We start from the raw sequence: 15,038 nt of genomic DNA, 5'->3' as shown, positions 1-15,038 counted from the left end.
AGGAGCCGTTCACCTCAATACACGCAGAATATACTGCGTTCGGGACCTGTGAACGGGATAAGGGGGCCACCGCGGCCCCCTTATCAATCCCCGCGGCCCCGCGAGAAATCGGTGCTTCGCACTGCGCTCACCTCCCGACCGGTTGCCTGCGGTCGGCTCGACTCGACGTCCTGTCTCGTTTCGCCTCTGGCCGCCATCCATGGCGTCCAGCCCTTGTCCTCCGGCCTCCGGCTCGCCGATTTCAGCGGGGACTCAACACCAGTGCCATATTCAGGCGGCTGAGAAGGTTGAAGGGTTAAGGAAGTGGCGAAAAGTTGCGTTGAGCAGGTGGCAGGAATGCTTTGGTGAAAGGAAAAAGCCACTGCTATAACACAGTGGCTTTTAAGACTATCTACTTAGAAACTGTAACTTCCGCTCACGGAGAAGTTACGAGGCGCGCCATACACGCCATATGTTCCCAGGTAGTCGTAGTACTCTTTGTCGAAGACGTTGTTCAGGTTGCCCTGGATGGCAAAGTTCTTTGTGACCTGATAGCGGGTGAACAGATCCACCACCGTGTAACCATCCTGCGTGATCTGGCTGATGCCGTTTGGCCCTGGGGTTTCAAAGTCATACCAGGTTTTGTTCTGCCACCGCGCGCCGCCGCCGACCGTCAATTCTGGCAGCATAGGCAGCTGGTAGCGGGTAAACAGCTTCAGCGTGGTGCGTGCCTGCTGTGGATTCACCGCGTTGCCGTCTTCATCTTCCGCGATATAGCGGCTGCCGCCGAAGGTCAGCTGCCAGTTATCGGTTAATGCACCGTTCAGTTCGAACTCCACGCCTTTACTCACGGTTCCGTCTACCGATTTATAGGCTGACTGGCCGCCGGAGCCAGGAATGGTCACGCCGGTATTGACTGCCACATTATCCTGCTCAATGCGGAACACTGACAGACTGGCAGTCAGACGGGTGTTAAACCAGTCTCCCTTCACGCCGGCTTCGTAACTTTTGCCCGTGGTAGGATCGATGAAGTTGCTGTTGATGTCACGCTGGCCTGAAGGCTGGAAGATAGACGTATAGCTGGTATAAATCGACCAGGTATCATCGATATCGTAGATCAGCCCGGCGTACGGCGTGACGTCATGGAACTTCGCATCGCGGATTTCGTCCGGCTTGCGCTCCAGGTTGTATTTGGCGCTCCATTCGGTGTAACGCGCGCCGAGGATCAGGTGAAGCGGGTCGGCCAGCGACAAACGCGTTGCGGCATAGACCGACTTCTGGCGGATCACATCGCGCTGGTAAAGCGCGAAGCCAGACCAGGTCGGATCGGCCAGATTACCGTTGTAATCGTAGATGCTGCCGACATCCATCAGGCCGTAGTTATCGTTCACCGGATAAGAGTTGTCGTAATTGTTGCGCTGGCGGCTGTAGCTGCCTCCCAGCATCAGCTCATGCTGACGTCCCAGCAGGTCGTACCCACCGCGCACGAAAGCATCCACGGAATCCTGCTTACGCTCGCCCCGGTTCCAGCCGCCCCAGGCGCCCTGGAAGCTGGACGCATCGTACAGGCCGGTGGTTTTATCCGGATAACCATCGATATACATCAGCTTGCTGTCGAAGTTGGTCTCCGCATGCATGGCGTTAACCTTTGCTTCCCAGCCGTTATCGAAGCGTTGGGTCAGGTTAGCAAAGATTTTGGTGGAATCCTGATTCGAGTAGGTCCAGTCTGCAGCGGTGTTGAAGCCACGACGGAAATCCGTTTTGCTGCCGTCGCTGAACAGCGAAGGGAAACCGCCCCATGTTGGGCTGTCTTCTTCACTTTCCTGATAGTCATAACCCAGAGAGAGGGTGGTGGAGTCGGTCAAATCGGCATCAACCACGCCGTAGATGAATTTTTTGCGATAGTGGTTGCGCTCTACCCAGGAGTCGTTGTCCTGGTAGCCGGTGATGACGCGGCCACGCACGTTGCCGGATTCAGTCAAAGGTGCCTGCAGGTCAAGCACGTAGCGCTGCTTGTCCCAACTGCCGTAAGTGGCCGAGGCCGAACCTTTAAATTCTTTGCTGTCGGCGTGCTTGCGCACCATATTGACGTAGGCTGACGGGTTGCCCGTTCCGCTCATCAGGCCTGCCGCGCCGCGCACCACTTCAATTTTATCGAAGATGGCCGTATCGCCCGCCGTATCGCCAAAGTTCCAGCGGTTATCAAGAAACGTCGGCATATCTTCATAGGCGAAGTTGCTGATAAAGAAACCGCGCGCGTAATAGTTTGTCCGGCTGGTATCGATACGTGAAGCGCTCACGCCGGTGGTGTTATCCAGCACCTGACCGATAGTGTTCAGCTCCTGATCCTGCATACGCTGCTGGCTGATCACACTGACCGACTGCGGAATATCGCGAGGAACTAACAGCAGCTTGGTGCCGGTGGTGGTGGTTTTTACGCTGTAGTCCTGATCCTGTTCAGCGGACGGATCCTGTGCGTTATCGAATCCACCGTCTACTACCACGGTGTCTTCAGAAGAGGAGGCGGCGAAACTTACGGCTGGCGTCAATGCCATAGCAATGCAGGCTGCCAGCAACGACGGTGCTGCGGCAGGCTGGCGTTGCCCATCCCTGGTGTGATTAATGAAAGACATTATCAAACCCTTAATGAATGATGAAAGTGGGTCGCGTCAGTCTCGCTAGCACGGGCTGACGTCGTTTTCTATGTTAAAAATGCGCATGAAAATGCAAATGCGAAATATACGCATTGTGATTAACGCTGTAAACAGATGTTTCGGAGGCAAATGAAATAATGTTTCAGACGTTTCTCGCCGGGGAGCGGTCATACTTCATGCAGCTGCGGTACATTAAGGAAAGAAATCGCGGGAGAAGGTTGAAAGGACAGGAGAAAGTCGCTCATACTCATCAACTGTAACGCACAGTATGAGACACAAAATGTGTGATTAGCGGATGCACCACGCCAGAGTAAACAAATAAGGACAAGGTCATGGCCGAAGAAACGATTTTCAGTAAAATTATCCGCCGCGAGATCCCGTCGGATATCGTCTATCAGGACGATCTGGTGACGGCGTTCCGGGACATTTCACCGCAGGCCCCAACGCATATCCTCATTATTCCCAATATTCTGATTCCTACCGTAAATGACGTGAAAACCGAGCACGAAGTGGCATTAGGCCGTATGCTTACGGTGGCCGCGAAAATCGCAGAGCAAGAGGGGATTGCCCAGGACGGATACCGTCTGATCATGAACTGCAATCGTCATGGCGGCCAGGAAGTTTATCATATCCATATGCATCTGCTGGGTGGACGTCCACTCGGCCCGATGCTGGCACATAAAGGTCTTTGATATGTTAAGAGGGCGTATTGCAGCGCTGATTATCGCAGTGCTGATAGCGGGGTGCAGCGCGCGTCCGGCGATCCCGGTCAGCGATGAACAGTCGCTGGTCATGGAGGCCTCGGTGCTTGCCGCAGGCATCACGGCGGAGCAGCCTGCGCTGACCATCAGCGAAATCCAGTCTTCTGCCTCCTCTACGCTCTTTAACGAAAGACACGAGCCGGTGACGGTGCATTACCGTTTTTACTGGTATGACGTTAGAGGTCTTGAAATGCACCCGCTCGAAGCGCCGCGCAGTGTAACCATTCCGGCGGGATCGTCGGTGACGCTCTATGGCAGCGCCAACTCGTTGGGTGCGCATAAGGTGAGACTTTATCTTTACTTGTAAGGGGTAAACCTTGATTAAAAATATAAGCCGCTATGCGCTTGTGACCGCATTTGCACTTTTTCTTGCCGGTTGTGTAACGCGAACCGAAGAACCCGCGCCCGTGGACGAGGCAAAACCGGGGACAGAACAGCCGACGCCGCCAACGCAACCGGTGCCAACGGTGCCATCTGTGCCAACTATTCCGGCGCAGCCAGGCCCGATTGAACACCCGGATCAAACCTCTCAGCCAACGCCGCGCGTGCGCCACTATGACTGGAACGGCGCGATGCAGCCGATGGTCGGCAAAATGCTGCAGGCTCAGGGCGTCACGGCGGGCAGCGTGCTGCTGGTGGACAGCGTGAACAACCGTACTAACGGCTCGCTGAATGCGGGTGAAGCGACGGAAACCCTGCGCAACGCTTTAGCCAACAACGGTAAATTTACGCTGGTCTCCTCGCAGCAGCTGGCGGTGGCGAAGCAGCAGCTTGGCCTGTCACCGCAGGACAGCCTTGGCTCGCGCAGCAAAGCGATCGGGATTGCCCGTAACGTTGGCGCACAGTATGTCCTGTATTCCAGCGCCACCGGCAACGTCAATACCCCGGCCCTGCAAATGCAGCTGATGCTGGTTCAGACAGGCGAGATTATCTGGTCAGGTAAAGGTGCCGTTTCGCAACAATAAGCCGACGCGTGAGGAAATTCTGACGCGTTATTTTCCTCAATACCGTCTTGTCGCGCCGCAGGCCTCTTCCGGGCTTGGCGGCGCGAGTTGCATTATTGAGCAGGGCGAACATCGTCTGGTTCTGCGCCAGCATCACGATGCCTCTGCGCCCGCCGCCCATTTTCGTCGTCAGTATCTTGCCCTGAAACGCCTTCCGGTCGGACTCGTACCCGAACCCTGTTTTTTCAGCCAGGGCTGGATGGCCGTGGAGTATCTTGCGGGCGAGATCAAAACCACGCTACCGGATACCCCAACGCTTGCTGCTCTGCTGTATCATCTGCATCGTCAGCGACGGCTGGGCTGGCGCATCGCGCTTATGCCGCTGCTTGAACAATACTGGCAGCAGGCCGCGCCCGCGCGCAGAACGCCATTCTGGCTGGCTCAGCTTAAAAAACGCCGTGCAAGAGGTGAGCCGCAGCCGTTGCGGCTCGCGCCGCTGCACATGGATATTCACGCGGGCAACATTGTTCACACGGCGGCAGGGGAAAGGCTCATCGACTGGGAATATGCCGGAGATGGGGATGTCGCGCTGGAGCTGGCTGCCGTCTGGACACCGGACAATACCGCGCGGGATGCGCTAATTGCGGCCTATGCCGAACAGTCGCAGATAGACCACCGGACGCTGGCGCGCCAGGTCAGCCGCTGGCGGCCATGGGTATTGATGCTGATGGCGGGCTGGTTTGAGGTGCGCTTTGCGCAGACGGGCGACAAACAATTTATTACGCTGGCAGATGATGCCTGGCGTCAGTTAAACACTAAAGGATAAGAGAGGTTCGTGTGGGTCCAGTGATGTTGGATGTCGAAGGGTTTGAGCTGGATGCGGAGGAGCGCGAGATCCTGGCGCATCCGCTGGTGGGCGGCCTGATTCTGTTTACCCGCAACTATCACGATCCGGCGCAGTTGCGCGAACTGGTGCGCCAGATCCGAGCGGCATCGCGTAACCGGCTGGTGGTGGCGGTCGATCAGGAAGGAGGGCGCGTACAGCGCTTCCGCGAGGGATTCACCCGCTTACCGGCTGCACAGTCTTTTGCTGCGCTGCTTGGCACAGAAGCGGGCGGGAAACTGGCGCAGGACGCCGGTTGGCTGATGGCAAGCGAAATGATTGCCATGGATATCGACATTAGCTTTGCGCCGGTGCTGGATGTGGGGCATATCAGCGCCGCTATCGGCGAACGCTCGTACCATGAGGACCCGCGCATTGCCCTGGCAATGGCCACACAGTTTATTGACGGTATGCACGACGCGGGCATGAAAACCACCGGCAAACACTTCCCGGGACACGGTGCGGTAACGGCTGACTCGCACAAAGAGACGCCACGCGATCCGCGCCCTGAAGCGGAGATCCGCGCCAAAGATATGTCCATCTTTCGCTCGCTCATCACTGACAATAAGCTGGATGCGATTATGCCTGCGCATGTGATCTACAGCGATGTCGATCCGCGCCCGGCGAGCGGTTCCCCGCACTGGCTGAAAACCGTCTTGCGTCAGGAGTTGGGCTTCAACGGCGTGATTTTCTCGGATGATTTGTCCATGGAAGGGGCGGCAATCATGGGCAGCTATGCGGAACGCGGGCAGGCTTCACTGGATGCAGGTTGCGATATGATCCTGGTCTGTAATAATCGTAAAGGAGCGGTCAGCGTGCTGGATAACCTGTCGCCGATCAATGCCGAACGTGTTACACAATTGTATCATAAAGGTTCATTTAGCCGTCAGGAGTTGATGGACTCGGCGCGCTGGAAGACGGTCAACGCGCAACTTGAAGCGCTCAACGAGCGCTGGCAGGCCCATAAAGCAGGCCTGTAATCACTCCCGTAAGGCGTAGCAAGGTGGGAAGACAATGATCATCTATTTACACGGTTTTGACTCAAACAGCCCAGGTAACCATGAGAAGGTACTGCAGCTGCAGTTTATCGATCCGGACGTCCGGCTGATTAGCTACAGTACCCGCCACCCTAAACATGATATGCAGCATTTGCTCAAGGAAGTGGACAAAATGCTGCAGCTCAACGTTGACGAGCGTCCGCTGATTTGCGGCGTCGGGCTGGGAGGCTACTGGGCAGAGCGCATCGGATTTTTGTGCGATATTCGTCAGGTCATTTTCAATCCAAACCTGTTCCCGAACGAGAATATGGAAGGCAAGATTGACCGCCCGGAGGAATACGCCGATATCGCGACGAAATGCGTTAGTAATTTCCGTGAAAAGAATCGCGATCGTTGTCTGGCGATCCTCTCGCGTCATGACGAAGCGCTGGACAGCCAGCGTTCAGCGGAGATGCTGCATCACTTCTATGAGATCGTCTGGGACGATGAACAAACCCACAAGTTCAAAAACATTTCCCCGCATCTGCAGCGCATAAAAGCCTTCAAAACGCTGGGCTAACCAGTCCTCTAAAAGCCTCAGGCCCGGTCGCGAAAGCGTGCCGGGCTTTCTTTTTTATCAGACTTGTCTACTTTTAAGCCATCAAAACTTGATGCATATCAATTTTGGTATGACCAATGCGCCTGACGTGTTATCCTCAATGCACTTGAATGGTTTCAGTGCTGTAACCTGTTGTTAATTAAGGGTTATTTTCATAACTTTTAATTAACAATTGGTTAATAATTTAGGGGGTCGCGTTGACTACACCATTGAAAAAAATAGTGATTGTAGGCGGTGGTGCTGGCGGGCTGGAGCTGGCGACGCAGCTGGGCAAAAAGCTGGGTCGCGGTAAGAAAGCCAAAATTACGCTGGTAGATCGTAACCATAGCCATCTGTGGAAACCACTGCTGCACGAAGTGGCGACCGGATCGCTGGATGAGGGCGTGGATGCCCTGAGCTATCTGGCACACGCGCGTAATCATCATTTCCAGTTCCAGCTGGGATCCGTGGTGGATATCAACCGTGAGAGCAAAACCATTACGCTGGCTGAGCTGCGCGACGACAAAGGCGAACTGCTGGTTCCTGAGCGCAAGCTGCCGTATGACACGCTGGTCATGGCGCTGGGCAGTACATCGAACGACTTCAATACGCCGGGCGTGAAAGATCACTGTATCTTCCTGGACAACCCGCATCAGGCGCGTCGTTTCCATCAGGAAATGCTCAATCTGTTCCTGAAATACACCAATAACCTGGGTGCCAACGGCAAGGTTAACATCGCGATTGTGGGCGGGGGCGCGACGGGCGTTGAGCTGTCTGCTGAACTGCACAACGCGGTGAAACAACTGCACAGCTACGGCTACAAAGGCCTGACGAACGATGCGCTGAACGTGACGCTGGTTGAGGCGGGCGAACGCATTTTGCCGGCGCTGCCGCCGCGCATTTCCGGCGCAGCGCACAGCGAGCTGACCAAACTCGGCGTACGCGTGCTGACGCAAACCATGGTCACCAGCGCCGATGCGGGTGGTCTGCACACCAAAGACGGCGAGTACATCGAAGCGGATCTGATGGTCTGGGCGGCAGGGATTAAAGCGCCTGATTTCATGAAAGATATCGGCGGGCTGGAAACGAACCGTATTAATCAGCTGGTGACGGAGCCTACGCTGCAAACCACGCGCGATCCGGACATTTACGCCATCGGCGACTGTGCCTCCTGCGCGCGCCCGGAAGGCGGGTTCGTTCCTCCGCGTGCTCAGGCCGCGCACCAGATGGCAAGCCTGGTGCTGCACAACATCCTGGCGCAGCGTAAAGGCAAACCGATGAAGGCGTATGTCTACAAAGACCACGGCTCTCTGGTGTCGCTCTCTAACTTCTCGACCGTCGGCAGTCTGATGGGTAACCTGATGCGTGGCTCGATGATGGTAGAAGGGCGCATTGCGCGCTTTGTGTATATCTCACTCTACCGTATGCACCAGATTGCGCTGCACGGCTACTTCAAAACCGGCCTGATGATGCTGGTTGGACGCATCAACCGGGTTATTCGCCCGCGTCTGAAGCTGCACTAATCGTATTATCCCTCCGGGTCCTCCGGAGGGATTTTTTAGCATATCATGCTGTCCAGTGCCCTTCAAGCGCTTAAGAGTTCTCCTAAATCCGATATATCCCTCCTGCACACCGCGTTTTTACGCCTTTGTCTTATTGGCGAGCCCAGCCATTGATTGCAAAATTGTTACCAATAGCAACAAAGGAGGATGTCCCGTGAATAAATCAATGTTGGCGGGTATAGGGATTGGCGTAGCGGCTGCGTTAGGTGTGGCTGCGGTTGCCAGTCTCAACGTGTTTGAACGTGGCCCGCAGTATGCGCAAGTGGTTTCCGCAATGCCCATTAAAGAGACGGTCAAAACGCCCCGTCAGGAGTGCCGCAACGTTGCGGTTACCCACCGTCGTCCCGTACAGGATGAAAACCGTATTGCCGGTTCTGTTCTCGGCGCGGTTGCAGGCGGCGTAATTGGCCATCAGTTTGGTGGCGGTCGCGGTAAAGACGTGGCTACCGTTGTCGGCGCGTTGGGCGGTGGCTATGCAGGGAATCAGGTGCAGGGTGCGATGCAGGATAACGACACCTACACCACAACCCAGCAGCGCTGTAAAACCGTCTATGACAAATCCGAGAAAATGCTGGGTTACGATGTCACCTACAAAATCGGCGACCAGCAGGGCAAAATCCGCATGGATAAAGACCCCGGCACCCAGATCCCGCTGGACGGAAATGGTCAGCTGATCCTGAACAACAAAGCGTAAAAAAGATCTTCTCTGAACTTAGCTCCTCACGCTCTCAGGCTGAGGAGCTTTTTTTTGGCACGATATTCATTAAGCCATCTGCCACAACACCCGCACGGCAGGCATGTTCATACCCGGGGTCGGTTGCCCGGTAGCATCCCTGAACTCGTTGACGACGTGGGAAAGAAGAAAACAGAAAGGGCGGAGAACCGCCCTTAAGATTACAGCTTGAGAAGTTCAGGCCACAGGCGCAGCGTGGTCTGGGTGATGCTTTGCAGTTTTTCCAGGCCAGCGCCTTCGCGGGCGCTGATCGACATGCCCTGCAGAATGCAGCTTAAGTATTGCGCCAGCGCCTGTGGGCGGCAATGCGCGGGGATCTCGCCGCGCTGCTGGCGCTGGGCAAGGAACGTGCTCAGCGTCTCCTCCTGCATCGCATGGCGCGATTTCACCGTGTTGGCGATCTCTGTAGACGAGGCCGCGAGGGTGGCAGAGGTGTTGATCATAAAACACCCGGCAGGGGTCTCTTTGCTGGTGAAGCAGGTGGCGATGGCGGTGAAGTAGTCCCGCAGCGCCTGCTCAACGGATTTTTCTTCACAGAACAGCTGCGCTTCGTACTTCGCCGCAAAACGGGAGATGTATCGATCCAGAACCGCCCGGAACAGCCCCTCTTTATTCGTAAACTCCGCGTACAGCGTCGGCGCTTTGGCTCCGGTAGCTTCCACCAGGTCCGAAAGCGACGTTGCCTCGTACCCGTGCTGCCAGAAGAGCGTCATGGCCTTATCCAGCGCCGCATCCCTGTCGAACACTTTTGGTCGGCCACGGCTTTTCTTCGCACAACTCGTGACATCGGTTGTCATTGCCGTTGGTCCTCTGTTGGTTTGTTGAATGACCATTATAAAAATAAACCACAGCCGGGACCAGCGCTGTTTGCTTAAAAATAAATTAATCCTATCGATATGAATAATAACGGAATTTAAATTTATTTAATGGTCGTTATAAAAATGGGTTGACGTGTGACCTGGATCACATCTATCATTTACCTATCGATCGTTAAGTAAATAACTTACGACATCAATTCATCTGCCTAAAGGTATAAAAACATGAAAAACGTTAAAACCCTCATCGCTGCCGCTGTTCTGAGTTCACTCTCTTTCGCAAGCTTCGCCGCTGTTGAAGTGCAATCCACCCCTGCTGACCAGCAGAAAGTGGGCACCATCTCCGCGAATGCCGGGACTAACCTGGGTTCACTGGAAGATCAGCTGGCGCAGAAAGCGGATGAAATGGGTGCAAAATCTTTCCGCATCACCTCAGTGACCGGTCCTAACACCCTCCACGGTACTGCGGTCATCTACAAATAAGCCTGGCTAAACCCTCATTTATGCCACTGCTATAAAAAACGCCCTGCATATGCAGGGCGTTTTTCGTTGGGTCTTACATCGACTGTTGCGCAATATTGTGGTGCCGCGTGACGTCAGTCGGCATGCCTGAACGTACCTCCATGGCTCTCCCCATCACGGCCTCATCGGTGCTGGCATTCGTTTTAAAACTTACCATCGCAGCATTCAGATTGATGGGCAGGGTTTGCGGATCGTCACCTATATTTTTCGATAACGGCTGATGGATTTCGACCAGCCGCACGCCGCCAGGCTCCTCAGAAACCTTAATCGGCGTATTAATGATATTCACTTTGGTGCCCGGCGTGATCTCGCTATAAAGCGTCTTGATGTCGTCATCGCGAAGGCGAATACAGCCGGAGCTGACGCGCATCCCAATACCGAAATCCGCATTGGTTCCATGCAACAGATAGACACCGCCGTAGGCGGCGAGGCGGATCGCGTGATGTCCCATGGGGTTATCGGGCCCTGCTGGCACAACCGCCGGAAGCTCGATACCCTGCGCTTTGTAGCGGGCGCGAATATTGGCCGTTGGCGTCCACGTCGGATTTGCCCGTTTATCGGAGACGGTGGTCACCATCGTTGGGGTGAGCGTGTCGCCGCCCAACTGCCCAATGCCGATAGGATAGACGGTCACTTCGTTTTTACCCGGTGGATAATAGTAAAGCCGAAGCTCAGCAAGGTTGATCACGATCCCCTCGCGCGGCGCATCCGGCAGCAGTGTCTGGAGCGGGATCGTCAGCACGCTGCCGGCACGAGGCACATAAGGATCTACGCCGGGGTTGGCCTGAAGCAGCGCCAGGAACCCAACGTTATATTTTTTAGCAATCGCCTCAAGCGAACCGCCGTTATTTTCCACGACGTGAAAACGATTTTCCCCGATAAGTTTGCTGCCAGGGGGCGGGAGAGGCCAGGTGTTTGCCCGGGCGGGTAACGCAATGGCTACAGTTGCGATCAGCGCAGACAACGTAATCCAGCGGATAAGACGCGAAGAGATCATCATCACCATAATCCATATAAATGATAAGGTTATTATTTTATAAGCTGTGAATCATAATTATGGTCAATGGGTGTGTCGGGAAGATCGGGCGAAGTGCAAAGAGTTTGTAAATTGTCGCTCCCGGCAGCGTTGCGCTACCGGGAGCCTGTGGTGCCGGTCAGGCGATGGCGTTCTCTTCAAGCTGACGCATGAAGTTACGGACCCACTCCATGCGGTTCTTACGCTCGGCCAGCTCCTGCGTAAAGCGCAGACGCGTCGGGCCATCCAGACGGAAGTGCTGAGGCTGTTTTTGCAGCAGGCCGATCAGCCACATCGGATCGACATGGTTTTTCTCGGCAAACTCAATCATCCCGCCTTTCTCATTGCCCTCCAGCTTGCGAATGCCCAGCTTTTGCGCCTGCTGACGCAGACGGGCGATGTCCAGCAGGTTGCGCGCGGCGTCCGGCAGCAGGCCAAAGCGGTCGATCAGCTCGACTTTGATCTCTTCCAGCTCGCCTTCATTTTTCGCGCTGGCAATACGCTTGTAGAACGACAGGCGGGTATTCACGTCCGGAATAAAATCATCCGGCAGCAGGGACGGCATCCGCAGCTCGACTTCGGTTTGCTGGCTGGTTAAATCTTCCAACGACGGTTCCCGACCAGCCTTCAGCGCATCGACGGCGTTTTCCAGCAGCTCCATATACAGCGAGAAGCCGATGGTTTCCATCGATCCGCTCTGATCTTCGCCCAGCAGTTCACCCGCCCCGCGGATCTCTAGGTCGTGCGTTGCCAGCGCGAACCCGGCGCCGAGATCTTCCAGCGAGGCGATGGCTTCCAGACGCTTTTGCGCATCGGTGGTCATCGCCTTCGGATGCGGCGTCAGCAGCCATGCGTAGGCCTGATGGTGCGAACGGCCTACGCGGCCACGTAACTGGTGAAGCTGCGCCAGGCCAAAGTGATCCGCCCGTTCAATGATGATGGTATTGGCGGTAGGAATGTCGATGCCGGTTTCAATAATGGTGGTACAGACCAGCACGTTAAAGCGCTGGTGGTGGAAATCGTTCATCACGCGTTCCAGCTCGCGCTCGCGCATCTGCCCGTGGCCGATGGCAATACGCGCCTCCGGCACCAGCTCCGCCAGCCTGTCGGCGGCTTTCTGAATATTTTCCACGTCGTTGTAGAGGTAATACACCTGGCCGCCGCGCAACACTTCGCGCAGGATCGCCTCGCGGACCACCAGATTATCGTACTCCCGCACGAAGGTTTTCACCGCCAGACGGCGCGCCGGAGGGGTGGCGATAATCGACAGATCGCGCATGCCGCTCATCGCCATATTCAGCGTACGCGGGATCGGCGTTGCGGTCAGGGTCAGAATATCGACGTCCGCGCGCATCGCTTTGATCCGCTCTTTGTGACGCACCCCGAAGCGGTGTTCTTCGTCGACGATCAGCAGGCCCAAATCTTTCCACTTCACGTCGCTTTGCAGCAGCTTGTGCGTGCCGATCAGAATGTCGATCTTGCCTTCGCTTGCCTGCTCCAGAATGCTCGTCTGCTCTTTGGCACTGCGAAAACGCGACAGCATTTCGATACGCACCGGCCAGTTGGCAAAGCGGTCGCGGAAGTTGTCGAAGTGCTGCTGGGCCAGAAGGGTGGTAGGGACCAGCACCGCCACCTGCTTGTTGTTCTCCACGGCGAGGAAGGCTGCGCGCATCGCCACTTCGGTTTTGCCGAAGCCCACGTCGCCGCAGACCAGCCGGTCCATCGCCAGCGGCTGGCACATATCGCTCAGCACGGCGTTAATGGCCTGCGCCTGATCCGGCGTGGTTTCGAACGGGAAACTGTCACAGAACAGCTGATACTGCTCTTTGTCATGCTTAAAGGCATAGCCCTTTTTGGCCGCACGCTGGGCGTAGATATCCAGCAGTTCAGCCGCCACGTCGCGAACTTTTTCCGCCGCTTTCTGGCGCGCTCGCGCCCAGGCATCGCCGCCCAGCTTATGCAGCGGGGCGTTATCTTCCGCACCGCCCGCATAGCGGCTGATCAGATGCAGGGACGATACCGGCACGTACAGTTTGGCGTCGTTGGCATAGGTCAGCATCAGGTATTCACCTTTGATGCCGCCCGCCTCCAGCGTCGTCATCCCCTGATAGCGCCCGACACCGTGTTCAAGGTGAACAATCGGCTGACCCGGGTGCAGCTCCGCCAGGTTACGGATCAATGTGTCCGGGTTGATGGTGCGGCGGCTGTCCTGGCGGCGGCGCGCAACGCGTTCTCCGAGCAGGTCGCTTTCGCAGATCAGGGCGCGGTTGTTAAGCGTATCAATAAACCCGTGCTCGGCCGCGCCGATCATCAGATAACGGCCATTGCCGGTGGCTTCATCGAGTCGCAAAATGCGCTTTGGTGCCACCTTAATGCGGCTCAGTAGTTCGCCCAGCGCCTCGCGACGGCCTTCGCTCTCAACCGAGAACACCACCGGGCCGGTAAAGGACTCGAGGAACTTACGCAGATTATCAAGCGGCGATTTCTGCTGCGCCTGCACGGCGAGATCCGGCAGCGTCTTAAACGCGAGGTTCGTGTTGGCCGCTTTTTTCGCAAGCGAGTCGGTTTTGAGCTGCATCCGTGGCCAGCGTTTTAGCTCGGCATTCAGTTCATCGGTGCGTAGCCACAGCTTCTCGGGCGGTAGCAACGGGCGCATAGGATCCACGCCGCGGTTTTCGAAACGGGCGCGGGTCTCGCTTTCAAACCGGCTGGCGCTGGCCTCAATATCGCCCGTATTCACGATCAGCGTGTTTTTCGGGAAGTAGCTGAACAGCGGCGGCAGCGGCTCGCTGAAGAACAGCGGCTGCCAGTATTCGATCCCGGCGGGCAGCGTGCCTTTACTGACCTGCTGATAAATATGTTCGGCGTCGCGCTTAACCTCGAACGTGTCTCGCCACTGGCTGCGGAACAACTCAATGGCGGTTTTATCCGTCGGGAATTCATGCGCCGGGAGCAGGTTAATCGCCTCAACTTCTTCCAGCGTGCGCTGGGTGTCGGCGTCGAACACGCGCAGGCTGTCGATTTCATCATCGAAAAAGTCCAGACGGTATGGCTGTTCGCTGCCCATGGGGTAGAGGTCAAGCAGCGCGCCGCGGGTGGCGTATTCCCCATGCTCCATGACCTGATCAACATGGCGATACCCGGCGTTGTCCAGCTGCGCGCGAAGGGCGTCGCGGGAGAGGCGCTGACCTTTTTTCATCATCAGGGCGTGCCCGTGAAGATAGCTGTGCGGGCAGACGCGCTGCATCAGCGTATTCACTGGTACAATCAGCACGCCGCGTTGCATGGTCGGAAGCTGATACAGCGTCGACAGGCGCGAAGAGATAATTTCCTGATGCGGCGAGAAGCTGTCATACGGCAGCGTTTCCCAGTCGGCCAGGCTAAACACCAGGCTGTCGGTGAACTGCCGGATTTCGTCATGCAGGCGCAGGGCATTTTGCATATCCGGCGCAACCAGGACTACCGGCCCCGGATGGCGCTCAGTGATTTCTGCCACCAGCGTGGCGCACGCCGCGCCCGTGAGTTCGCCCAGTTGGCGTTGGTCGCCCGCGTTGACAGGCAAGGAATAACGATCGAGTTCAGGCATGGCTTTGTC

Annotated in this window: 13 protein-coding genes; 9 read left to right on the top strand and 4 right to left on the bottom strand. The window is 56.3% G+C overall.

The window, feature by feature from the left end; genetic code table 11:
- Window positions 1–395: 395 nt before the first annotated feature.
- Complete coding sequence (gene fhuE / locus I6L58_RS03845) at window positions 396–2,612, bottom strand: ferric-rhodotorulic acid/ferric-coprogen receptor FhuE (protein WP_088207500.1); 2,217 nt, start codon at window positions 2,610–2,612, stop codon at window positions 396–398.
- A gap of 353 nt (window positions 2,613–2,965) precedes the next feature.
- Here fhuE and hinT point away from each other — a divergent pair, with 353 nt between their 5' ends.
- From hinT to I6L58_RS03805, 8 genes are all read left to right on the top strand, one after another.
- The gene (gene hinT, locus I6L58_RS03840) at window positions 2,966–3,325 is read left to right on the top strand and encodes a purine nucleoside phosphoramidase (RefSeq protein WP_006174700.1); all 360 of its coding nucleotides are present in this window, start codon (window positions 2,966–2,968) and stop codon (window positions 3,323–3,325) included.
- A 1-nt stretch (window position 3,326) separates the two neighbouring features.
- On the top strand, window positions 3,327–3,701 hold the full coding sequence (locus tag I6L58_RS03835; protein WP_006174701.1) for a YcfL family protein: 375 nt from the start codon (window positions 3,327–3,329) through the stop codon (window positions 3,699–3,701).
- Between the two features lie 13 nt (window positions 3,702–3,714).
- Window positions 3,715–4,359 carry a penicillin-binding protein activator LpoB gene (lpoB, locus tag I6L58_RS03830; RefSeq protein WP_088207906.1) on the top strand — a complete coding sequence of 215 codons (645 nt, stop codon included), beginning with the start codon at window positions 3,715–3,717 and terminating at the stop codon, window positions 4,357–4,359.
- On the top strand, window positions 4,340–5,164 hold the full coding sequence (thiK, locus tag I6L58_RS03825) for a thiamine kinase (protein ID WP_088207499.1): 825 nt from the start codon (window positions 4,340–4,342) through the stop codon (window positions 5,162–5,164). Before lpoB ends, thiK begins: the two co-directional genes overlap by 20 nt.
- 11 nt (window positions 5,165–5,175) lie before the next feature.
- Window positions 5,176–6,201 carry a beta-N-acetylhexosaminidase gene (gene nagZ, locus I6L58_RS03820; protein ID WP_088207498.1) on the top strand — a complete coding sequence of 342 codons (1,026 nt, stop codon included), beginning with the start codon at window positions 5,176–5,178 and terminating at the stop codon, window positions 6,199–6,201.
- A gap of 34 nt (window positions 6,202–6,235) precedes the next feature.
- Complete coding sequence (gene ycfP, locus I6L58_RS03815) at window positions 6,236–6,778, top strand: alpha/beta hydrolase YcfP (protein ID WP_088207497.1); 543 nt, start codon at window positions 6,236–6,238, stop codon at window positions 6,776–6,778.
- Window positions 6,779–7,014: 236 nt separating this feature from the next.
- Window positions 7,015–8,319, top strand: coding sequence for an NAD(P)/FAD-dependent oxidoreductase (locus tag I6L58_RS03810; protein ID WP_042319553.1), 1,305 nt, complete (start codon window positions 7,015–7,017; stop codon window positions 8,317–8,319).
- Window positions 8,320–8,512: 193 nt separating this feature from the next.
- Window positions 8,513–9,052, top strand: coding sequence for a glycine zipper 2TM domain-containing protein (locus tag I6L58_RS03805; RefSeq protein ID WP_088207496.1), 540 nt, complete (start codon window positions 8,513–8,515; stop codon window positions 9,050–9,052).
- Between the two features lie 200 nt (window positions 9,053–9,252).
- Here I6L58_RS03805 and comR read toward each other — a convergent pair whose 3' ends face one another.
- Window positions 9,253–9,888: a TetR family copper-responsive transcriptional repressor ComR gene (gene comR, locus I6L58_RS03800; protein WP_042319562.1), complete on the bottom strand. Its 636-nt coding sequence runs from the start codon at window positions 9,886–9,888 to the stop codon at window positions 9,253–9,255.
- A gap of 243 nt (window positions 9,889–10,131) precedes the next feature.
- On the opposite strand from comR, the gene bhsA reads away from it, so the two are divergent.
- Entirely contained in the window at window positions 10,132–10,389 is a 258-nt protein-coding gene (gene bhsA / locus I6L58_RS03795; protein ID WP_006174713.1) for a multiple stress resistance protein BhsA, read from the top strand.
- Between the two features lie 73 nt (window positions 10,390–10,462).
- Here the strand turns inward: bhsA and ldtC are convergent, their stop codons facing one another.
- Together ldtC and mfd are read right to left on the bottom strand one after the other, a co-directional pair.
- Entirely contained in the window at window positions 10,463–11,428 is a 966-nt protein-coding gene (gene ldtC / locus I6L58_RS03790) for a L,D-transpeptidase LdtC (protein ID WP_088207495.1), read from the bottom strand.
- 154 nt (window positions 11,429–11,582) lie between these two features.
- Window positions 11,583–15,029 carry a transcription-repair coupling factor gene (gene mfd / locus I6L58_RS03785; protein WP_088207494.1) on the bottom strand — a complete coding sequence of 1,149 codons (3,447 nt, stop codon included), beginning with the start codon at window positions 15,027–15,029 and terminating at the stop codon, window positions 11,583–11,585.
- Window positions 15,030–15,038: the final 9 nt, after the last annotated feature.

The sequence above is a fragment of the Enterobacter cancerogenus genome (assembly GCF_019047785.1).
Classification (GTDB): Bacteria; Pseudomonadota; Gammaproteobacteria; order Enterobacterales; family Enterobacteriaceae; genus Enterobacter; species Enterobacter cancerogenus.
The sequence above is the reverse complement of the archived record's forward strand: the minus strand, read 5'-3'. Positions and strand labels throughout refer to the sequence as shown.